At 44.4% G+C, this 21,255-nt stretch carries 14 protein-coding genes and 3 tRNA genes; 15 read left to right on the top strand and 2 right to left on the bottom strand.

What is annotated here, in order from left to right:
* Positions 1-4 precede the first annotated feature (4 nt).
* Positions 5-3,544 (bottom strand): hybrid sensor histidine kinase/response regulator, encoded by a 3,540-nt coding sequence (locus E0Z06_RS11230; RefSeq protein ID WP_132584706.1) that lies wholly within the window; start codon positions 3,542-3,544, stop codon positions 5-7.
* 208 nt (positions 3,545-3,752) lie between these two features.
* On the opposite strand from E0Z06_RS11230, the gene E0Z06_RS11225 reads away from it, so the two are divergent.
* The 11 genes from E0Z06_RS11225 to E0Z06_RS11175 all read left to right on the top strand — a co-directional run bounded on the left by E0Z06_RS11225 (position 3,753) and on the right by E0Z06_RS11175 (position 14,369).
* The gene (locus E0Z06_RS11225) at positions 3,753-5,819 is read left to right on the top strand and encodes a S46 family peptidase (protein ID WP_132584704.1); all 2,067 of its coding nucleotides are present in this window, start codon (positions 3,753-3,755) and stop codon (positions 5,817-5,819) included.
* Between the two features lie 116 nt (positions 5,820-5,935).
* Positions 5,936-6,658 carry a hypothetical protein gene (locus tag E0Z06_RS11220; protein WP_243695502.1) on the top strand — a complete coding sequence of 241 codons (723 nt, stop codon included), beginning with the start codon at positions 5,936-5,938 and terminating at the stop codon, positions 6,656-6,658.
* A 35-nt stretch (positions 6,659-6,693) separates the two neighbouring features.
* A complete protein-coding gene (locus tag E0Z06_RS11215) occupies positions 6,694-7,113 on the top strand; it encodes a regulatory protein RecX (RefSeq protein ID WP_132584700.1) in 420 nt (139 codons plus the stop codon).
* Positions 7,114-7,136: 23 nt separating this feature from the next.
* Positions 7,137-9,761: an alanine--tRNA ligase gene (alaS, locus tag E0Z06_RS11210; RefSeq protein WP_132584698.1), complete on the top strand. Its 2,625-nt coding sequence runs from the start codon at positions 7,137-7,139 to the stop codon at positions 9,759-9,761.
* Between the two features lie 296 nt (positions 9,762-10,057).
* Positions 10,058-10,258: a carbon storage regulator CsrA gene (gene csrA / locus E0Z06_RS11205; RefSeq protein WP_132584696.1), complete on the top strand. Its 201-nt coding sequence runs from the start codon at positions 10,058-10,060 to the stop codon at positions 10,256-10,258.
* Between the two features lie 165 nt (positions 10,259-10,423).
* Positions 10,424-10,513: transfer RNA gene (locus E0Z06_RS11200), tRNA-Ser, on the top strand.
* 10 nt (positions 10,514-10,523) lie between these two features.
* Positions 10,524-10,600: transfer RNA gene (locus E0Z06_RS11195), tRNA-Arg, on the top strand.
* A gap of 73 nt (positions 10,601-10,673) precedes the next feature.
* Positions 10,674-10,750 (top strand) — tRNA-Arg (locus E0Z06_RS11190).
* A 118-nt stretch (positions 10,751-10,868) separates the two neighbouring features.
* Positions 10,869-12,185, top strand: a complete 1,317-nt coding sequence (locus E0Z06_RS11185) for a PqiA/YebS family transporter subunit (protein ID WP_243695501.1) — start codon at positions 10,869-10,871, stop codon at positions 12,183-12,185.
* The gene (pqiB, locus tag E0Z06_RS11180; RefSeq protein ID WP_207903083.1) at positions 12,169-13,827 is read left to right on the top strand and encodes an intermembrane transport protein PqiB; all 1,659 of its coding nucleotides are present in this window, start codon (positions 12,169-12,171) and stop codon (positions 13,825-13,827) included. The genes E0Z06_RS11185 and pqiB overlap by 17 nt, the downstream gene beginning before the upstream one ends.
* The gene (locus E0Z06_RS11175) at positions 13,824-14,369 is read left to right on the top strand and encodes an ABC-type transport auxiliary lipoprotein family protein (protein WP_132584692.1); all 546 of its coding nucleotides are present in this window, start codon (positions 13,824-13,826) and stop codon (positions 14,367-14,369) included. Before pqiB ends, E0Z06_RS11175 begins: the two co-directional genes overlap by 4 nt.
* A gap of 68 nt (positions 14,370-14,437) precedes the next feature.
* Here the strand turns inward: E0Z06_RS11175 and E0Z06_RS11170 are convergent, their stop codons facing one another.
* Positions 14,438-15,793, bottom strand: coding sequence for a peptidoglycan DD-metalloendopeptidase family protein (locus E0Z06_RS11170; RefSeq protein WP_132584690.1), 1,356 nt, complete (start codon positions 15,791-15,793; stop codon positions 14,438-14,440).
* A 148-nt stretch (positions 15,794-15,941) separates the two neighbouring features.
* Here E0Z06_RS11170 and tyrS point away from each other — a divergent pair, with 148 nt between their 5' ends.
* From tyrS to E0Z06_RS11150, 4 genes are all read left to right on the top strand, one after another.
* Complete coding sequence (gene tyrS, locus E0Z06_RS11165; RefSeq protein WP_132584688.1) at positions 15,942-17,144, top strand: tyrosine--tRNA ligase; 1,203 nt, start codon at positions 15,942-15,944, stop codon at positions 17,142-17,144.
* 174 nt (positions 17,145-17,318) lie between these two features.
* A complete protein-coding gene (gene acnA / locus E0Z06_RS11160) occupies positions 17,319-20,033 on the top strand; it encodes an aconitate hydratase AcnA (protein WP_132584686.1) in 2,715 nt (904 codons plus the stop codon).
* A 164-nt stretch (positions 20,034-20,197) separates the two neighbouring features.
* Positions 20,198-21,052: an SPFH domain-containing protein gene (locus tag E0Z06_RS11155; RefSeq protein WP_132584684.1), complete on the top strand. Its 855-nt coding sequence runs from the start codon at positions 20,198-20,200 to the stop codon at positions 21,050-21,052.
* A 12-nt stretch (positions 21,053-21,064) separates the two neighbouring features.
* On the top strand, positions 21,065-21,241 hold the full coding sequence (locus E0Z06_RS11150) for an Arc family DNA-binding protein (protein ID WP_132584682.1): 177 nt from the start codon (positions 21,065-21,067) through the stop codon (positions 21,239-21,241).
* The last annotated feature ends 14 nt before the right edge of the window (positions 21,242-21,255 follow it).

The raw sequence follows: 21,255 nt of genomic DNA, 5'->3' as shown, positions 1-21,255 counted from the left end.
AAGCTTAGCTTAGCCATTTCGCTATTATTTCGGCTAGTGCATTTGCTTCTATAGGCTTAAGTAATAGATCATTCATACCGGCTTGTTTAGCGCTAAATTCAGTGGTGTCAGAACCGTGCGCCGTCATTGCTATTACCGGTATGGTACTAAACCTTGCTGTTTGTCGTAGCTGCTTGGTGGTGTCGTAACCATTAATACCCGGCATTTCAATATCCATTAAAATAAGTGAAACCTGATGCTGTTCAAGGTATTTTAATGCCTGCTCGCCTGATGTTGCGGTTAGTACTTGATAGCCCAGTTTTTGTAGAATAATTTGTGCCAGTGCTTGGTTAAAGTAATTGTCTTCTACCAGCAAAATAGTGTGTTTAGCTGCAGTAGCTATGGTTAAAGGTTTTTCTTCTGCTATTACTGCAGTTTGGTCTTCAGTTGCCGGTTCAAATAGTAAGCTAAAGCTAAAAGTACTGCCTTTTAACGGCGTGCTGTTAACCTGCAGCTTGCCGCCCATTAATGAAATAAGTCGCTGACAAATGGTTAGGCCAAGCCCGGTACCGCCGTATTTTCTGCTAATAGAGCTGTCGGCTTGATTAAACGCTGTAAATAGCAGTTGTTGTTGAGTGTCAGTAATACCAATGCCGGTGTCACTAACCGCAAAATCCAGCTGCCAGCCTGCAGCAGAGTGCTTCGCTTTTATGCTTAGCTGGATTTCACCTTGCTCGGTAAATTTAATTGCGTTACTTAATAAATTAATTAATACCTGCGACAACCTAAGCGCATCGCCGATCAGTAGCTGCGGTATATTTTCTGCTACGGCCAAAGTAAACGTCAGTGGCTTTTGTGCCAGTTGAGCGCTAAACATCTCGGTTACCTGTGTTAGCGTATCACGTAAATTAAATGGCACCTCTTCTAGTATTAGTTTGCCCGCATCAATTTTTGAGAAATCGAGTATGTCGTTAATAATGCTTAATAATATTTTTCCTGAAGCGATAATTTTACCTAGGTAGTTTTTCTGAGTGGCTAAGTCGTCACTTTGTTGCGCCAGTTCAGAAAAACCTAATACAGCATTTAATGGTGTACGTAGCTCGTGGCTCATATTTGCCAAAAATTCACCTTTGGCTTGCGTCGCGCTTTCGGCACTTTGTTTTGCGTGTTTATACTGTGCCATGGCGTGTTGTAAATGCGCTGTGCGTTCTTCTACTAATGCCGTTAGTTGCTGTTTTTCTTTTAGTAAATGGTGAATGCGCCATTTGAATAGTAGGTAAAGTAACATTAGCGTAAACAATACATAGATAATGAGTGCCGAGGTACTGAGATACCAGGGTGAGGCGATATGCACATTTAGCTGGCCTGATAGCTGCAAATTACCTTGATGATCGCGACTGCGCACCATAAATTGATATTCACCGCCAGCAAGATTAGTGTAATCGCGGTACAACTCGTTACTCCAACCTGACCAGTTATCATCATGGCCTCGTAGCTTTACTTGAAACTGTGGCTGAAACAGATGGCTGAAATTAGGGCTAGCATATTCAAACCTTAGGCTATTGTTGTCAGCGTTAAGCTGTAATTGCTCTGGTATAGCACCGCCGGAGTATAATGCTGCACCGTCTATAGAGCGTAACTGGCGAAGTAAAGGAGGCTTAGGCGGTAAGTCATGATGTTCATTTAATGAAAAACGAAATACACCTTCCGCACCGCCAAACCAAATTACGTTTTGCTCGTCAATGAGTAGTCGGTCTAGTGGAATATCTTCTAATGGCTTAAGTGCTGACGCCTGCCAACGGTATAAGCCGCTACTATCCGCAAATAACACACCGGCTTGTCGGCGGCCGGTATCGTTGTCCCAGGTTAGTAGCCATAAGTTATTATCTTGATCTGGTTGCGGATAACGCACCCAAGGCTGCGAGCCACGAAAGGCGGCGGCAAGCTGATTATCTAAGCTAAATTTTTGTGCGGTATTATCAAACCGATAAAAACCGGCAACAGTAGCAATAAGTAGCTCGTTGTTATACCAATGTACAGAGTTACGGTTTTTACTAGGTAGACCATTATTTTTACCGAATTTTTTTACTGGTAATGGCACAGCGTTGCCGCCTTGCCAGTCTTGCGGTAAGTTTATTTTTAGTACGCCGTCTGCAAGTGTACCTAGCCAGAGTTCGCCGTCTTCTGTCTCTAGTATGCTGTTTAAATTACCACTAACACCGGGTACTAAACCTTCATCGACCCAGTTTCCCTGTTCAAAGCGCATGCTTGCTAGGCCATCTTGTAGGCCTATAAATACCCGTTGCGGGTTTAATCTTGATTGGTACAACACTTTACTGGCTTGGTTTGATGCTCGCGCTAAATTAAGTTGTTGCTGGTTTAGTGCATAAACACCATTACTGTTCGCAATCAGCAGCTGTTGCTCAAAGCTAATAAAGTCCCAGGTTTGCTTTGACAATTTGCTAAAGATTTCAAAACGATTTTGTTCATTTTTGCGAAATAAACCAAGGCTAGTGCCAGCGTATAAACTGCCTTGATGATGATGTAGTGCCAGCACATTACCTTGTAAACCGCTAGTGTTATTGTAGTAGGATATGGCTGAGGCTAGGTCAACTCTGCTTAAGCCGTGATCTAATGCCAACCATAAACCTTGTTGGTGATCCTGATATAACGCACGAATATTTTGATCAACCAAGCCAAGCTCGCTGGTGATATGACTTTTTAATTTACCCTCTGGCGTTAAAATGTATAAACCGGCTTCAGAGGTACCAAGGGCAAAGTCACCATTTTTTAAGCGTATACCGGTATAAAGTGATGCGTGCGCTAATGTGTCGTCAATATCGGTATGCCAGCGTTTACTGCCGTTGTTGTCTAGTAAGAATAATTCACCATTACGACTGCCGACCAGCAACGTGTGTTGATTATAAACTTCAAGCATAGATATTGTTATGTTAGCCAAGAGGTCTGCACCCGGTACTGGGCTAAATTCACCATTATGCAATTGCAGTAAGCCCGTGCCTGCTTCGCGTACAATAAGGCGCTGCTGTAGATAAAAAGCTTTGAGAAAGGCACTGTTGCTAGTCCACACTTCAACTTTGTCTGGCGTGATATAGAAGATATAATTTCGACTAACAAAATACACGCCTTCGTCGGTGGTAAAGGTTTGTCGTATATCTTGAAAGTTACGGTAATCTGGCGGGATGCGCTCTAGTAAGGAAATATAATGTGTGCCAGAAACCGGATCTATATCGAGATAACCTAGTTCACCTTTGGCGCCAACATATATTCTGCCGTTATTAGCTAATGCTAAGGATCTTACCACCGCTTTGTTGCTGGTTGGGATCATACGCCAGCTAGCGCCGTCGTATTCTAATATACCCACGTTATTGCCAACGTAAATAACACCACGCTGGTCTTGGATCAATGCCCAGTTTTGCGTGCCGCCGTTATAATCTTTGGGTTTGAAGTTGCTAAGTAGTGGTGTGCCATGCTGTTGTAATGCTAGTGAGTGCCAACTTATTAGCAAAGCAAGTGCAAAGCATAACTTAATAATGTAGGTTCTCATTGATACTATGCTCATCCCTTGCCAATCATCCGTCGTGCTATTGGTAATGTTATTATAGGTTGCTTCAATAAATAGCCGATTGTAGTTTAGTCAGCCGCTAAAGTAATGTCGACATATGTTCACCGCTATAGCACAGTTACCGCAAATTTTGGCGTTTTACCGCAAGCACACTAAAGCCTTATGCAGAATATGATAGCGTCTGCGCGTCATGAGTAACCAATTCTTTGTTATGAAAAATATAGTAAGCCTTGCGCTGCTAAGCCTTTCACTCTATTGCACAGTTGTTAGTGCTGAAGAGGGGTTCTGGCTGCCGCGACAGCTGGAAGCCAACAGCAGCGAGTTAAATGGTTTAAATATCAGCTTACCGCACAGCTTATCATTGCAGCATTTACAAGCGGTGACGGGGCGGATAGACAATTGCAGCACCGCCTTTGTGTCAAAAACTGGTTTGTTACTCACAAGCTATCACTGTGTAGCGGCTTATTTAAATGCGCCGACGGGTACTAAGTTAATTTCGAGCAATGATGTAGAACAGCCGATCCCCAATCTTCAACTGCATTTATTACAGCAAAGCCAAGATGTAACCGTCGCGATTAACCGCCAGCTCAATACCGAAAGCTCGGTACAAGCACGCAATATTAAATTTCAGCAATTAAAAGTAGAGTTATTAACTAACTGCGCCCAGCAGTCAGCACTGCATTGTGAGTTGGTAAGCTTACACAATGGCTTAGAATATTATTTGCACAAGTATAAGGTACTGACTGATATTCGTTTAGTGTATCACCCCGCGATAACCGCTCCGACTATTAGCGAGCAAAACTGGCCACGCTACGGCGCAGATTACGTGCTGCTGCGTGCCTATGTCGGCAATAAACAGCAAAGCGCAAGCTATTCGCAAGAAAACGTAGCTTATAAATCGGATTTTGTCCGGTTGTCGACACAAGGTGTGAAAGAGGACGAGCTGGTGTTGTCACCAAGTTTTTCACTGCATAGTCAGCGCTATGCCAGCGCCGCTGAGGTGCAATTTAACTTTGAAGAGTTACTGCCCGATGCTCTGGTATATTTACAACAGTCTAGCGCGGTAATTGAGCAGTTAGCGCCTGAAGGTAGCGACCGAGCGAAGCAGTACCATGCAATGCAGAGTGAATTCAAACAAAATCTAGTGCAAATACAAGGTTTATTAAAACACTATCAACGCAGTTCGTTATTACCTGTTAAGCAGCAGCGACAGCAAGAGGTGTTTAATTGGATAAACAGTAGTCCAGTTCGCCAACAACTCTATGCTCCAGTGCTAGAAAAGTTACAGTTATTACTCACTAAACAGCAAGCAGCTGCGCGGCGTGATCTGGTATTAAATTACTTAAAATACGCGCAGCTACCTGCGTTAGCGGTTCAACTATACAAGCAAGCATTGCAGCCGGGGCGACAACAACTAAAGTTATTGCGACAGCAATTAAACAACATAGATAACCAATTCGATGCCAGAGTAGATATGGAGCTAGCGCTACATTTTCTTGGTCAGTATGCACAGTTGCCCAAAGCACAACGCCTACCTGCTTTAGATCAGTATTTTGCGTTGAGTGATGGTTTTAACCGCGAAATAGTACGGCATAAACTTTCTGCAATGTATCGCGGCACCAGCTTAACCGATGCAAACCAGCGTGAAGCTTGGTTGGGCCGAAGCGTCGAGCAGTTTCAGCAAAGTAACGACCCGTTGTTAAGTTTTGCCGTAGCTATGCATGATACCGCGATACAGCTTAAAAATGAGCGCGAGCAGTTGCAAGTAGAAATGGCGAGCGTTAGAGCCGCAGTGATGGAAATATTACTCGCCTATAATGATGCTAAAGGACAAGCAACCTACGCCGAAACTAATGGTAGTTTACGTTTTAGTGTTGGTAAGGTAAGTGGCTACCAGCCGATGGATGCCGTTTGGTACCAGCCATTTAGTCGGTTAAAGGGTTTGTTAAAAACTCAAGACAATAACAAAAGCGTTGTGGCAACGTCAGATATAGCAGTGCGTGTAGCCGATATACCTGTAAACTTTCTTAGCAACATTGATAGCTGCAGTGGTTATGGTAGCGCACCAACTTTTAATGCTAATGGTGAACTAGTGGGCGTTATGTTTGCTGGCGTGCAAGAGAATCTATTAGCGGATTGGTATTATGATCCTGAACTTAGTCGCTCAGTGCACGTTGACAGCCGATTTATTATTTGGCAACTACAACAAACCGACATCGGCAAAAGAATTCTTAAAGAACTGCATTCTGCGCGTTAATTTAACCGCCAGTAATTGGCGGTTTTCAATTCATTACTCTTAATTTCTACCGATTTACAGTATTATAAGCTGCTGCACTAATATGCTAAATAAATACCAAAGCCTATGGAGATTCTGTGGAAAAGCCGTTTCGAATAAAATTGATTATACGCCGTGCGCCCGCGTTAGCTGCCTTGGGATGGTTAAAGCAAGCCTGGGCTATTTTTATGCTGGCGCCACAAACCTGGGTGTTAATGTTTATTACTTTAGGTGTAATCGGTTTAGTCAGCCAGCTGCATCCCATTGCTGCTGTTATCGGTATTTTGCTTAGCCCATTTTTAACCGCAGGTGTATACAAGTGTGTAGTAGCACTGCAGCAAAAGCAAAGCATTAGCTACACCGATTTATTTACGCCGTTAAAAGACCTTAGCTGTCGCGCTACCTTTATTCGTTTAGCTGGGTTAAATCTGTTGGTATCAATTCCGCTAAGCAGCTTAGCTATGGAATTGGTGAAACAGTATCAGCAACACAGTGTTGATATATCACTGGTCATCATCTTGGCTATAAGTTCGATATTAGCTTGGATGGTTTTTGCCTATGCCGTCGCTATAGCGTATTTTTTAAAAGAACAGCGTTTATTGGCTATTATGCAAGCCAGTTTTGTTGCTTGTTGGCGTAATACTACGCCGTTGGCACTATACGGGCTATTGAGTCTGGTGTTAATTATGCTTACCATGCCAACGTTCTTTATTGGCTTATTATTGGTTGCACCGGTACTAAATATCGCCTTCTTTTTGTCCTTTAATGAGTTTTTTGCTCTGCAAGTTAAAACCACAGATGATGCGGTGCTGGAAGTATAACCTTGGCAGACGTAGGGATTACAGACCTTAAACGCATGGCACTAAATTGGTTAAGCCGTCGCGATTATAGCGAAGCACAACTTAGCCAGCGCTTAGCGCGACAAGGTGGCGAACGCGCTGATATTGCTCAAGTTATTGAGTGGTGTAAAGCCGAAAATTATTTAAGCCAGCAGCGTTTTATCGAAATGCTAGTGCGTAGCAGAGTAAACAAAGGTTATGGCCTGAACTACATTGTGCAAGAGTGCCGTCTGCAAAACATTAGCCGTGAACAAGTACAACAGTGCGCCTTACAGCTTAATGTCGACTGGTTTAATGTGGCACTTAAGCTATATGAAAAAAAGTATGGCCAGACCGAAGTAACAGAATATAAAGATAAGCTAAAACGTATGGCCTATTTGCAGCGCCGTGGTTTTAGCAATGAACAAATTCAATTTGCTATTAATCAAACAGAATAAAGCCCAACGGACAGGATTTTTCCATGACTATGACATCGGCCAGTATTAGACGCGCATTTTTAGATTATTTTGCCAGTAAACAGCACCAAATCGTGCCCAGCAGCTCGCTGATCCCAGGCAACGATGCCACCTTACTCTTTACTAATGCCGGCATGGTGCAGTTTAAAGATGTATTCCTGGGCCAAGACCAGCGTAATTATAATCGTGCCGTGTCAGCTCAGCGCTGTGTGCGCGCAGGCGGTAAACATAACGATTTAGAAAACGTGGGTTATACCGCGCGTCATCATACTTTTTTTGAGATGTTAGGTAACTTTAGCTTTGGTGATTACTTTAAGCAGGAAGCAATTGCCTATGCGTGGGAGTTTCTTACCAGCGTGGTTAAACTGCCTAAAGAGAAACTGTGGGTCACAGTGTATGAAACCGATGACGAGGCTTATAACATTTGGCTAAAAGATGTTGGTGTGCCAGCAGAGCGTATTATCCGTATTGGTGACAACAAAGGCGCGCCCTATGCGTCAGATAATTTCTGGGCGATGGGCGACACTGGGCCTTGTGGACCTTGTACTGAGATTTTTTATGATCACGGTGCGCATATTTGGGGCGGCCCACCAGGTTCAGCCGAAGAAGACGGTGATCGTTATATAGAAATTTGGAACATCGTGTTTATGCAGTTTAACCGTCATAGCGATGGCCGGATGGAACAACTGCCAAAACCAAGCGTAGATACCGGAATGGGCTTAGAGCGTATTGCAGCAATTTTACAAAATGTGCATAGCAATTACGAAATAGATATTTTTGTTGCACTAATTAACGCTGCCGCAGAAGCAACGGGCGCACAAGATTTAACTGATAAATCATTGCGTGTAGTAGCCGATCATATTCGCAGCTGTTCATTTTTAATTGTCGACGGTGTACAACCATCTAACGAAGGCCGTGGTTATGTGCTGCGCCGTATTGTGCGCCGTGCAGTACGTCACGGTAATAAACTTGGCGCAAAGGGCGCGTTTTTCTATAAATTAGTTGCGGCCTTAGTTGGCCAAATGGGTGAGGCTTACCCTGAACTTGCAGAAAAACAGGCCGTGATTGAAAAGATACTTAAACTCGAAGAAGAGCAGTTTGGTAAAACTCTAGAACGTGGCCTAGCTATCCTAGAAGAAGCGTTAACGGAGATAGAAGGCACGGAGCTGCCAGGTGAACTAGTGTTTAAGCTTTATGATACCTATGGTTTTCCGGTTGATTTAACCAATGACGTCGCACGTGAGCGTAATTACAGCATTGATCAAGCCGGTTTTGATGCTGCTATGGCGCAGCAGCGCAAGCGTGCGCAGCAGGCATCCAACTTTGGTGCCGACTATAACGCTAGCCTTAGTTCAAACCAGCATACCGAGTTTACCGGTTATCAGCATGAGTTTGGTAATGCCGTAGTATTGGAGATTTTGCACGATGGCCAGCCGGTTAACCGCCTTACTGACGCTGAACATGCATTAGTTGTTTTAGATAAAACCCCATTTTATGCTGAGTCAGGCGGTCAAATGGGTGATAGTGGCAAATTAACCTTAGCCAACGGTAGCGTACTTAACGTTACGGATACGATTAAACTTGGTAAAGCGTTTGCCCATAAAGGTAATATTAGCGGCACCATAACCGTTGGCGATAAGGTAAATGCACAAATTGATAGCGCACGCCGTGCGGCAATTAAACAAAACCATTCAGCAACACACTTATTGCATGCTGCTCTTAGAAAAGTATTAGGCGAACATGTCAGCCAAAAAGGCTCTTTAGTTGGCCCAGAGCGATTACGCTTCGACTTCAGTCACTTTGAAGCGGTAAAACCAGAAGAGCTTCGCACTATTGAGCAGCTGGTAAATCAGCAAATACAGCAAAATAATGTGCTACAAACCCAACTAATGCCAATAGAACAGGCTAAAGCTGCCGGTGCAATGGCACTGTTTGGTGAAAAGTACGATGACGAAGTTCGTGTGCTGACTATGGGCGAATTTTCTATTGAGCTATGCGGTGGTACCCATGTTAGCCGCACTGGTGATATTGGTGTATTTAAAATAGTGTCAGAAGCGGGTATTGCCTCTGGCGTACGCCGTATTGAAGCGGTTAGTGGTACTGGCGCAATACTGCATATTCAGCAACTGGAGCAACAAGCGCAGCAGGTTGCCAGTGCGTTAAAAGGCGATGTGCTAAGTATTGGCGAGCGAGTACAGCAGGCACTTGAACGCAGCAAACAGTTAGAAAAAGAGATTGACCAGCTTAAAAATAAGCTAGCTAGCCAGGCGGGAGCGTCGCTGTTAGAGCAAGCCGAGCAAGTTAGCGGCGCAACCGTGCTGGTAAGCCAACTGCCTGCAATTGAGCCTAAGGCACTGCGTACCATGCTAGATGAGCTGAAAAACAAACTCAGTTCAGGGGTTATTTTTCTCGCGACGGTAAACGACGACAAAATTAGCCTTATTGCTGGCGTTACCGCCGATTTAACTGGCAAAGTACATGCAGGACAGTTAGTCGGGTGGGTGGCAGAACAATTAGGTGGTAAAGGTGGTGGTCGGCCAGATATGGCTCAAGCCGGAGGCTCTGATATTGCTGCTTTGCCCGCAGCAATAGTTGCAGCTAAAAACCTGATCAAAGAAAAACTCAGTTAAACGTGTTATAGCGACAGTAAAGCCTAGTTAACGGCTGTGTTTTATTGATCGCTGTGTCGTTTTAATGCGTAAATACGCAGCAATAGTTGTTTAAGCTGTGAAGTAATGCGACATATTTACCAAAACGAACAGGTAAATTGCGTTACTTTTGCCATTAAACGTTAAAATGCCGGTTAACTGCGTCAATTATTTAAACAGCTGCCTTTTAATCAGTTAAGCAGCTGAGTTATGATACAATGCTATAGTGCGCATGCCGGCGTGAGTAATGCTGGATAAAAGGAATAAGGAGCAAACGAATGCTAATTCTTACTCGTCGTGTTGGTGAGACGCTAATGATCGGTGACGAAGTTACTGTTACTGTATTGGGTGTAAAAGGTAATCAGGTACGCATTGGTGTAAATGCACCTAAAGAAGTATCGGTGCATCGAGAAGAGATATATATGCGCATTCAGGCAGAGAAGGGTTCACCTAACCCAGCGTATGGCGAAGATGATTAAACTTTAGGTTACTTCTGCGTGTTGTTGATGATTTGTACTGTTTCTGTCCGTTTTATGATCTGAATTGATTTAATTGCTTAAAAGGTCGGCAAACGCGCTTTTCGCCCCTAAAAATTGTTTGACTTATTTTCCTGAGACATTAATATACACGCCGCAACATAGAGCGGAGAAATGGCCGAGTGGCTGAAGGCGCACCCCTGCTAAGGGTGTATAGGGGAAACTCTATCGAGGGTTCGAATCCCTCTTTCTCCGCCAGTTTTTAGATGGACGCATAGCTCAGCTGGATAGAGTACTCGGCTACGAACCGAGCGGTCGGAGGTTCGAATCCTCCTGCGTCCACCATCTAAATTGGATAGTACTTACACCGCGCTTTAAAAAGTGTAAATTGTTAGATTGTTTTAAATAGTACCACCCTGGACGCATAGCTCAGCTGGATAGAGTACTCGGCTACGAACCGAGCGGTCGGAGGTTCGAATCCTCCTGCGTCCACCATATATAGACAACCCGCTAAAGTTAACGCTTTAGCGGGTTTTTGCATTTATACTCTGTTAGAATTTAAATCTGTACTGCAAACTTCATCTCATTGTCTACTTGCGGGTAAGCTTAAATCGTGACCTCTGCTGAAAGTGTGATTACCGAATTTGCTGGCTCTGCAACACTAGCAGAGCCACCATCTGCGCCTACGGATATGGCGTTATGTGGTTATTGCGATCTAGTACAGCGCTTACCCTTATTAAATGCAGGTGAGAAAGCCTGTTGTCAGCGTTGTGGCCACCATTTAGATGCTAAGCACGAACAGCCTGTATTACGCCCAGTGTTATATGCCGGCGCTGCATTATTTATGTTGTTGTTAGCGAACTTATTTCCGTTTGTTAGCATGTATGCTGCTGGCAACAGTAATGAAATGAATTTCTTCGATACCTCATCAGTACTTTTTAAGCAACATCATCAGTGGTTGGCTATTTTAATTTGGTTATTTATTCAGGCCATTCCGGCCACCTGTATGGCGGCTGTGATCTACCTTAAATTAGGTTTGATATACCCGTTACCGGCGCTTACTTGGGTAGCGCGGCTGCTTTACATGCTTAAACCATGGAGTATGGTTGATATCTTTTTAATGGGGCTAATTATTAGTTTTGTTAAACTAGTAGCCGATGCAGATATTTCACTTGGCTTAAGTTTTTGGGCATTTTGTTTGTTTTGCTTGCTGCATTTACGTGCATTTCAGGTTATTGACCGACGAGAGCTATGGTCAAAAATTGCCCCTTATCCAGAATTACCTTTCGCGTTACGCCCAGGCAGAACAGGGTTAAGGCAACAGGTAAAATTATGTCAGGTATGCACCGCGTTGGTGCCGTTAAGCCAAAATCAATGCAGCCGCTGCAATACTAAGGTGCGGTTGCGCCAACCGGCCAGTATCCAAAATACGATCGCCTTATTGTTAGCAGCAACTTTATTGTACATACCGGCAAATTTGCTGCCTATTATGCGTACGGTATCTTTTGGTGAAACCGTCGATTCTACTATTATCAGTGGGCTGCTGCTAATGTGGCGTGATGGTGCTTATCCGGTTGCCATCATTATTTTGGTTGCTAGCGTAATTGTGCCGGTGGCTAAAATAGTTATTATGTTTTGGCTGTGTTATTTAACTCGTTTGCCTATTTACCGGCGTCAGCGCTATTCCACTCAAGTGTATAAGCTGGTTGACTGGGTAGGGCGTTGGTCAATGGTAGACGTATTGGTAGTGGCTATAATGGCGGCGTTAGTACGGTTTGATTTAATTATGAGTGTTTATCCGGGTATTGGCGCTTTAGTGTTTGCCGCGGTGGTTATTTTAACCATGTTAGCTGCAGTGAGTTTTGACCCCAGGTTATTGTGGGATCCGTTGACTGAACAAAAGGAAGTCCATTTTGACGCAACAACATAGTGCAAAGGTAAGCCCTATCAAGCAGTGGTCGCCTATTTGGGTAGTACCGGTTGCTGCCGTGCTTATAGGTTTGTGGATGCTATATAACCATTATCAGCAGCAGGGTGCGTTACTGACACTTTACACCTCTGATGCTGAGGGTATCGTTGCTGGTAAAACTCAAATTAAAAGCCGCAGTGTTGACGTAGGTCAGGTGGTTTCTGTCGAGCTTAGTGATGACTTAAAGCAGGTTATTGTTAAAGCCCGCATGAAGCCGGCGATAACGGCACTGCTAAATGCCGACTCGCAGTTTTGGGTAGTAAAACCCCAGGTAGGCCGCGGAGGTATTACCGGTTTAAACACGTTGCTCTCCGGTGTATATATTGAATTGCAACCCGGTGATTCTGAAGAGCCGCAATTACAACACCAGTTACTTGATACACCGCCGGTTGCGCCTGCTGATGCACCAGGTATTCGCGTCCAACTTAGCACTGCAGAGTCGGGAGGGTTAGCTGTTGGCGATCCAGTATTATACCGAGGTTATGAGGTTGGTACTGTAGAGCAAAGTGAGTTTGATTTATCTGCGCGGCGTAACTTGTATCGGCTTTATATTCGCGAACCCTTTGATGTTTTAGTTTCAGAAAATGTGCGCTTTTGGCTCAGTAGTGGTTTCTCTGTTGATTTATCAGCCGAAGGTTTACAGGTTGATGTCGGCTCTGCTACTACGCTATTAAGCGGAGGTGTTAGCTTTGACGTAATGCAAGGCTGGCAACCAGGTAGAGCAATTAAAGACGGCACTGAGTTCCAGTTATTTCCGAACAAACAAAGTATTCAGGATGGCCTATACAGCGAATTTGTTGAGTACCTATTGTTTTTTGATGAATCGGTGCGGGGGCTGAAAGCCGGTGCACCAGTTGAATATCGCGGTGTTAGAGTAGGCACGGTGACACGGGTACCCTTTTTCTTTGCCGTTGATAAACCCTTTGAAATATCGCAGCAACAGGGCATTCCGATCTTGATCCGCATCGAGGTGGGCCGACTGTACGAAAACCTTACACTAGCTCAATTACGGGTCGAACTTGATAAAGCCGTAGCTCGAGGTATGCATGGCACGCTTAAAACGGGTAATTTGCTTACTGGTGCGCTTTATATCGATTTAGATATAAATCAAGATCCAAATATTGATACCAGCCAGCAAACTCAGCGTTTGGTTTTAAGCCAAAGTGCGGGTTATGCGATGCTACCTACCGCACGTAGTGGTTTGAGCAATATTGAACAAAAAGTGTTAATGGCGCTAGATAAAATTAACAACCTGCCGGTAGAGCAATTACTAGTGCAAAGTGAACGAACTATGCAAAGCACTGAAGCTATGATGCAAAACGCAAATAAGATGATTGCACAGCTAGAGGCTTTTATTGGTAGTGCGCAAATGCAGCAGTTGCCTGCGCAGTTGCAGCAAAGTTTACAGGAATTACAGCGTATGTTAGCCGGCTTAAGCCCAGGTGCGCCGGCGTACGATCGATTGAATGGCAATTTACAAACATTGGATCAGGTACTGCGAGAGTTACAGCCGGTATTGCAAACACTCAACCAACAAAGTAATGCCTTAATATTTGATGCTAGTACCGCCACAGATCCAGAACCGAAGAGAGCAAAACCATGAGATTACTAACATTAGCTCTGCTTTTATCACTAAGCGCTTGCAGTACTAAGCAAGCAATAACGTATTATCAGCTACCTGTGCCTGCAGTTACAGCCCCGCCCAGTGCGGCGTCGTTAAAAGCGTTTTATATTGAACCGATACAAGTTGCCAGTTACTTAAATGGTCGCGGTTTAGTGTTGCAAGTGTCTGATGTTGAGCTAGTAGTGGCCAGGCAACATATTTGGGCCGAAGCGCTAGATCAGCAATTGCAGCGGCAGTTACGCAATCGGTTGCAACTGCTAGCACCTGGTTATATTGCCGTATTTCAACCATTGCCTGATACGTTGCGAGTAAGCGTGCAATTAGAACAGTTCTATAGCGATGTTAATGGCCAAGCTCTTATCAGTGGCAGCTTTGCGTTTAGTAATCAACTTGGCACAGTACCCTTTGTTATTCGTCAACCGTTAGCTGATGATGGTTATCCCGCTTTAGTGGCAGCCTTAGCGCAAGGAGTGCAGCAGCTTAGCCAGCAAATAGCACAACATTTACTTAGTGGTAGTTGATACCTAGATGTAGAAAGCCCGCTTACTGTAGCGGGCTTTTTATTGGTGTTTTTTGTGTTGAGATAATGTTACGGCGCGGCAAGTGCATCGTTCGGAGCTGTTTTTGCTAGCAATACCCGCTCATTTGTTTGCAGTTGTGCTATTGCTTGTTGCGCCTGCGCGCTAAATAGGTCTTTTTCTTTACCTTGCAGCGGTGTCGCTTGCGGCAACTTTATTGTTCTTGGGTTACGGTGTACCCCATCGACAACAAACTCGTAATGCAAGTGTGCGCCGGTTACTCGGCCAGTAGAACCTAAACGGCCTATAGCTTGGCTTTGACGCACCTTGTCACCTTTGGCTACTAGGCGCTTAGATAAATGCAGATATTTAGTGACGATATTATTAGCATGCTGCACAAAAACATAGTTACCGTTTAAGTTGCTGTATGCAGAAGCAATAACTCTGCCATCACCGGCAGCCATAATAGGCGTACCTACTGGAGCAACATAGTCGACGCCGTTGTGTGCGCGCACAGTTTTTAATACGGGGTGCAAACGGCGAGGATTAAAGTTAGAACTAACATATTGAAAGCTAACTGGTGCTCTTAAAAACGCTTGGCGCATACTGGCACCATCGGGTTTATAATAATTGCCGTCGCTATGGCGCACCGCTTGGTATAAATGCCCTTGGTTTTGAAATTGTGCCGCAACAATATTGCCGTTACTAATAAACTCGCCGTCAACGTATTGGGTTTCGTAAAGTACGCTAAAGCTATCGCCTGCGCGAATATCTAAACCAAAGTCGATATCCCAACCAAAAATACCAGCTAGGCTCATAATTTGCGATTCGGTTAAACCTGCCTCTATACCCGCGCTCCAAAAGTTGCTGCGAATTTCAGCGTTAGCAAATTGGCTGCGCAGTTCAACTTCCTTTTTTAGCTCTTCGGCCACAAAGTTGCCTTCGCTATCGCGGCTAACGCGTAACGTCGTTAAATGATTTAACGAATAACGTAACTCTTGAAATTCACCATTAGCATTTAAGCCAAACTCAAGCTGGTCGCCTGGGAATAATTTAGTCAGAGTTTTTACATGACTGCCCAGTGCTAGCACGTCTAGCATCACTTGTTGGCTAACGTTGGCTTTTTTGAATAAGGCAGACAACACGTCACCTTTTTGTACTTGTAGCACCGACCACGTTAATGACACGTCTTCCTCAGGCAATGCCGGTAATTCGGCAATGGCTAACTCTTGATCGAGCATACCTTCATCGTCGTTTTGTTGTGTATTAACGCTGTAGCGCTTACCAATTTCTAAGCTATCGTTCTTGCTGCCTTTAGACGCAGATGCTTGCTCAGACGGTAATAATAAAATAACGGATAAAAACACCGAAGTTGCCGCAATTAAAATGCGGTGTTTTGTGGGAATTTTTGTAACTAATTGACGCATAAGACCTGTCTAATCCCAGAGAATGCATAAAAAGCGAGCATATACCGTTTTTTTGCCTGACACCAGACTTTTGTGCGTTTCGTCCAGGCTGAACATGCTATAGAATACGGCTTGTTAGTATAATCAGATGAAAAATCAGGAGACTAAAATGGCGGATTGGCAACTAGCTTTAGCTGAATTAAAACGCGGCTGCGAGGAAATTCTGCTTGAAGAAGAGCTAATTACCAAATTAAAGGAAGGTAAGCCCTTAAAAATAAAGGCCGGCTTTGATCCAACCGCACCCGATTTACACCTTGGTCATACGGTGCTTATTAATAAATTACGCGCCTTTCAGCAGTTAGGTCACGAAGTTATTTTTCTTATAGGTGACTTTACCGGATTAATTGGCGATCCCAGCGGTAAAAATATTACCCGCAAGCCGTTAACGCGTGACGAAGTATTAGCTAACGCTGAAACGTATAAAGAGCAGGTATTTAAAATTCTTGACCCGGCAAAAACGCGGGTAGCATTTAACTCAGAATGGATGAACGAGTTAGGCGCTGCGGGAATGATCAAGCTCGCAGCACGGCAAACCGTTGCTCGTATGCTCGAGCGTGATGATTTCAAAAAGCGGTATGCCAATAATCAGTCTATTGCCATACACGAGTTTTTATACCCGTTAGTACAAGGCTGGGATTCAGTAGCACTTAAAGCCGATGTTGAAATGGGTGGTACCGATCAGCGCTTTAACTTGCTGATGGGGCGTGAACTGCAAAAAGATGAGGGCCAGCGCCCGCAAACTGTAATGATGGTGCCGTTGCTAGAAGGCTTAGACGGCGTGCAGAAAATGTCGAAGTCGCTCGGTAACTACGTAGGTATAACTGACGCACCAAATGATATGTTTGGTAAAATTATGTCGATATCTGATGAGCTAATGTGGCGCTACTATGATTTGCTTAGTTTCCGTCCGCTAGAAGATATCGCGCAGTTAAAGCAACAAGTGGTAGCGGGGGCTAATCCTCGTGATATCAAAATTCTGCTAGCCAAAGAAATTATTGCCCGTTTTCATTCTGAAGCGGCGGCACAGGCAGCGCATGACGATTTTACCCAACGTTTTAGTAAAAATGCGCTACCAGACGATATTCCTGAGCTGACCGTTAGTAGTGATGGCGATAGCATGTTAATTGCTAACTTATTAAAACAAGCGGGTTTGGTAGATAGCACCTCAGAAGCAATTCGCATGATAAAACAAGGTGCCGTTAAGCTAAATGGTGAAACCAAGGTTGAAGATAGTAAACTGGAAATTAGCAAAGGTAGTACCGATATCTATCAAGTAGGTAAACGAAAGTTTGCCAAAATCACGCTAATTTAACAGCGCTAAGTTTAACTATATTTCGTTATATTGGTTTTAATCGTATTTTGCGCAGCAGCACTTAGCTGCTGCGCCCTTCAATGTTGTTGCCTGCTTTTTAATCTTCGTACTGCGGTTCTGATGAACTATACTCTTTTACTAACAAGTAAATAGTTAATGAGTACGAGGTAAATAATGACCAAACCAAATCCCTTTATAGATCAGCTGCAAGTAAACCAGGAGCATTATCGAATTTACAGTCTGCACAAAGCAGCGAACCAGTTTGGTGATATTAGTCGCTTACCGTTTTCACTTAAGGTATTGCTTGAAAACTTATTACGCAATTTGGATGGCGACACTGTAACTACCGAAGATATTCAGGCGCTGGTTGATTGGCAAAAAACCGGTAGTTCAGATCGCGAAATTGCTTTTCGCCCAGCACGCGTATTAATGCAAGACTTTACCGGTGTGCCTGCCGTGGTCGATTTAGCGGCTATGCGGGCGGCAGTAGCCGCACTTGGTGAAGATGCGACTAAGATAAACCCACTGTCACCCGTTGCTTTAGTGATTGACCACTCGGTAATGGTTGATCGCTATGCCACCGAGCAGGCATTTAGCGAAAACGTTGAGATAGAAATGCAGCGCAACCATGAGCGTTACGCATTTTTACGTTGGGGTGCAAACGCATTTCGTAATTTTCGCGTAGTACCGCCAGGCACCGGCATTTGCCATCAGGTAAACTTAGAATATCTTGGCCAATCTATTTGGGCTGAACATACCGATGACGGTGTACTCGCTTACCCAGATACCTTAGTTGGCACCGACTCACACACCACTATGATCAATGCCTTAGGTATTTTAGGGTGGGGGGTCGGCGGTATTGAAGCGGAAGCGGCAATGCTTGGCCAGCCGGTATCAATGATTATTCCCGAAGTAGTTGGTTTTGAATTTACCGGCAAATTACAGCCCGGTATTACAGCTACTGACTTAGTGCTTACCGTTACGCAAATATTACGCAAACACGGGGTAGTCGGTAAATTTGTTGAGTTTTTTGGTGAAGGTTTAGATCAATTGGCACTGGCTGATCGCGCTACCATTGCTAATATGGCGCCGGAGTATGGTGCAACCTGTGGCTTTTTTCCGATAGACCAAATTACCTTAGATTACCTTGTACTAACCGGCCGTGACGCTGAGTTAATAGATAGAGTAAAAACCTATGCGCAAAGCCAAGGCTTTTGGCGACAAAAAGACAATACCCCCATATTTACCGATACGCTGCGCTTAGATCTTAGTACCGTTGAAGCCTCACTAGCTGGGCCAAAACGGCCACAAGATAAAGTAACGTTAAGCGAATTAAAGCGCCACTGTGACGATATTATGGCGCTAGAACCGGCCAGCAAAGCACGCGAAGCTGAGTTGTTAAATGAAGGTGGTGGCCAAAAGCAGCCCGCAGCGGTTGAACGCAACTTTGAACTTGATGGCCAACGCTTACAGCTAAATGATCATGCAGTGGTTATTGCAGCTATTACTTCTTGTACTAACACCTCTAACCCTAGCGTATTAATGGCCGCCGGTTTATTAGCAAAAAATGCGGTGGCCAAAGGCCTTAAACGCCAGCCTTGGGTTAAAAGCTCATTAGCACCGGGCTCGAAAGTCGTTACCCGTTATTTGCAACAAGCCGGTTTAATGCAACCTTTAGAGCAACTTGGTTTTTATTTAGTGGGGTATGGCTGTACTACCTGTATTGGTAACTCTGGCCCGCTAGCTAAACCCATCGAAGACATCATTAATAAGGCTGATTTAAACGTCTCAGCGGTACTGTCGGGTAACCGTAATTTTGAAGGCCGCATCCACCCATTAGTAAAATCCAACTGGTTGGCATCTCCACCGTTAGTGGTGGCTTATGCGCTAGCGGGCACTATTAATATTGACCTGACAAGCCAACCGCTGGGTAAAGATCGCCAAGGGCAAGATGTATATTTAAAAGATATCTGGCCTGATAACCAAGCTATTGCCCGCGAGGTCGCCAAGGTGCAAAGCAGTATGTTTAGTCAAGAGTATGGCCATGTGTTTGATGGCGATGCTAGCTGGCAAGCTATAGAAGTGCCTAAAGCTAAAACTTATGCTTGGCCAGAATCGACCTATATTCGCCATCCTGAATTTTTTAGTGGGTTAACCCGCAAGCCAAAACCGATAATCGATATAGTTGACGCGCGGATGTTGGCCTTGTTGGGTGATTCTGTAACTACCGACCATATATCGCCTGCTGGCTCAATTAAAGCAAATAGCCCAGCTGGCGCTTATTTACAACAGCAAGGTGTTAAGCAAGAGCACTTTAACTCTTATGGTTCTCGACGTGGCAACCACGAAGTTATGGTGCGCGGTACCTTTGCTAACGTACGTATTCGTAATGAAATGGCGCCAGGCTCGGAAGGGGGGGTAACAACACATTATCCGTCCGGTGAACAAATGCCTATATTCGATGCCGCGGTTCGCTACCAACAAAAACAGCAGCCATTAATCGTGGTGGCAGGCAAAGAATACGGCACTGGCTCATCACGCGACTGGGCCGCAAAGGGCACGCTAATGTTAGGTGTGCGAGCGGTACTGGCTGAATCGTTTGAACGTATTCACCGTTCCAACCTAATTGGTATGGGGGTGCTACCGCTTCAGTTCCCTGCGGGTACTGATCGTAAAACGCTAAAACTAACGGGCGAAGAAACCTTCACCTTGTTGGGGCTTAATCAGTTAACTGTAAAAGATAAAGTAAAACTGGTTATTACCTATGCTGATGGTGCTAAGCAAGAGCTTGAGGTGTATTGCCGCATTGATACCGGTAATGAATTAGCTTACTACCAACATGGCGGCATTTTACATTATGTACTGCGTAAGATGATCGGCGAGGTTTAAACCTTTATTGATAGCGGCTGTGCTGCAGCCGCTCGTTATTTTTAGTAACCGCCAGACAACTCCCCACTATAACCGTTTTATTTTACTGCCTTGTAATACTATTGCACTTTTTTAACAATATGCTATTTTGATATCAAAATAATATCACTATAGGGTGTTTGCTAATGTTAAAAGAGCGCATGATTAATAGCAGGGCAGGTTTTGGTATGCTCGGCATGCTGTTTTTACTACAAATAGCCACAATTGCTGGTGTCGCCGTTTTGCCTGCGGTATTAAAGTTAGTGGCGTTATTGCTCGCTATTGTCGTGTTTATCTGTTGGTTTGGTTTTTATATGGTGCAGCCTAATCAAGCTGCGGTACTGCAGTTATTTGGCCGTTATGTTGGCACCGATTTAAATAATGGTCTGCGTTGGTCAAACCCTTTGTATAGCAAACGTAAGGTGTCGCTGCGGGTGCGCAACTTTGAAAGCAATAAAATGAAGGTGAATGACAACGCCGGTAACCCAGTAGAAATTGCTGCAGTAGTGGTATGGAAAGTAGTCGATAGCGCTGAAGCGGTGTTTGAAGTCGATAACTACGAAAATTTTGTTAGCATTCAAAGTGAATCGGCAATTCGCCATCTGGCTTCGAGCTATGCTTATGATGCGGGTAATGATCATGCCATTAGTTTACGCAGCAGCACTGATGAAGTAACTGAACTTTTAAAAACGGAAATACAAGCCCGTTTAAATAAAGCCGGTGTACAGGTATTAGAAGCGCGGATTAGCCATTTAGCCTATGCGCCTGAAATTGCTAGCGCTATGTTACAACGCCAACAAGCCGCAGCCATTATTGCTGCACGTCAGCAAATTGTTGAAGGTGCAGTTGGCATGGTTGAAACCGCTTTACAGCGCTTGTCTGAACGTAAAGTGGTTGAGTTAGATGATGAGCGTAAAGCGGCAATGGTAAGCAATTTACTGGTGGTATTATGTGGTGATCACCATGTGCAGCCGATAGTAAATGCCGGTAGTTTATATTAGTAGGGAGCCGTTGTGGCCAAAAAAGCCTTCGCCTTACGTATTGATGAAACACTGCTTAGCGCCTTACAGCGCTTTGCAGATGATGAGTTTCGCAGTGTTAATGGCCAAATAGAATATTTACTTAATGAAGCGCTAAAAAAAGCTGGGCGGTTAAAGCCAACCGCTAGCGAAAGCGGATCCGAAAGTTAAGCCGCTAGCTAAAA

This window comes from Rheinheimera sp. D18 (genome assembly GCF_004345025.1).
GTDB lineage: Bacteria > Pseudomonadota > Gammaproteobacteria > Enterobacterales > Alteromonadaceae > Alishewanella > Alishewanella metallidurans.
The sequence above is the reverse complement of the archived record's forward strand: the minus strand, read 5'-3'. Positions and strand labels throughout refer to the sequence as shown.

Coding starts and splice junctions, on each gene's coding strand:
- E0Z06_RS11230 (WP_132584706.1), bottom strand. CDS start 3,544: ATGAGAACCTACATTATTAAGTTATGCTTTGCACTTGCTTTGCTAATA.
- alaS (WP_132584698.1), top strand. CDS start 7,137: ATGACTATGACATCGGCCAGTATTAGACGCGCATTTTTAGATTATTTT.
- E0Z06_RS11155 (WP_132584684.1), top strand. CDS start 20,198: ATGTTAAAAGAGCGCATGATTAATAGCAGGGCAGGTTTTGGTATGCTC.
- E0Z06_RS11215 (WP_132584700.1), top strand. CDS start 6,694: ATGGCACTAAATTGGTTAAGCCGTCGCGATTATAGCGAAGCACAACTT.
- E0Z06_RS11175 (WP_132584692.1), top strand. CDS start 13,824: ATGAGATTACTAACATTAGCTCTGCTTTTATCACTAAGCGCTTGCAGT.
- tyrS (WP_132584688.1), top strand. CDS start 15,942: ATGGCGGATTGGCAACTAGCTTTAGCTGAATTAAAACGCGGCTGCGAG.
- E0Z06_RS11170 (WP_132584690.1), bottom strand. CDS start 15,793: ATGCGTCAATTAGTTACAAAAATTCCCACAAAACACCGCATTTTAATT.
- acnA (WP_132584686.1), top strand. CDS start 17,319: ATGACCAAACCAAATCCCTTTATAGATCAGCTGCAAGTAAACCAGGAG.
- csrA (WP_132584696.1), top strand. CDS start 10,058: ATGCTAATTCTTACTCGTCGTGTTGGTGAGACGCTAATGATCGGTGAC.
- E0Z06_RS11225 (WP_132584704.1), top strand. CDS start 3,753: ATGAGTAACCAATTCTTTGTTATGAAAAATATAGTAAGCCTTGCGCTG.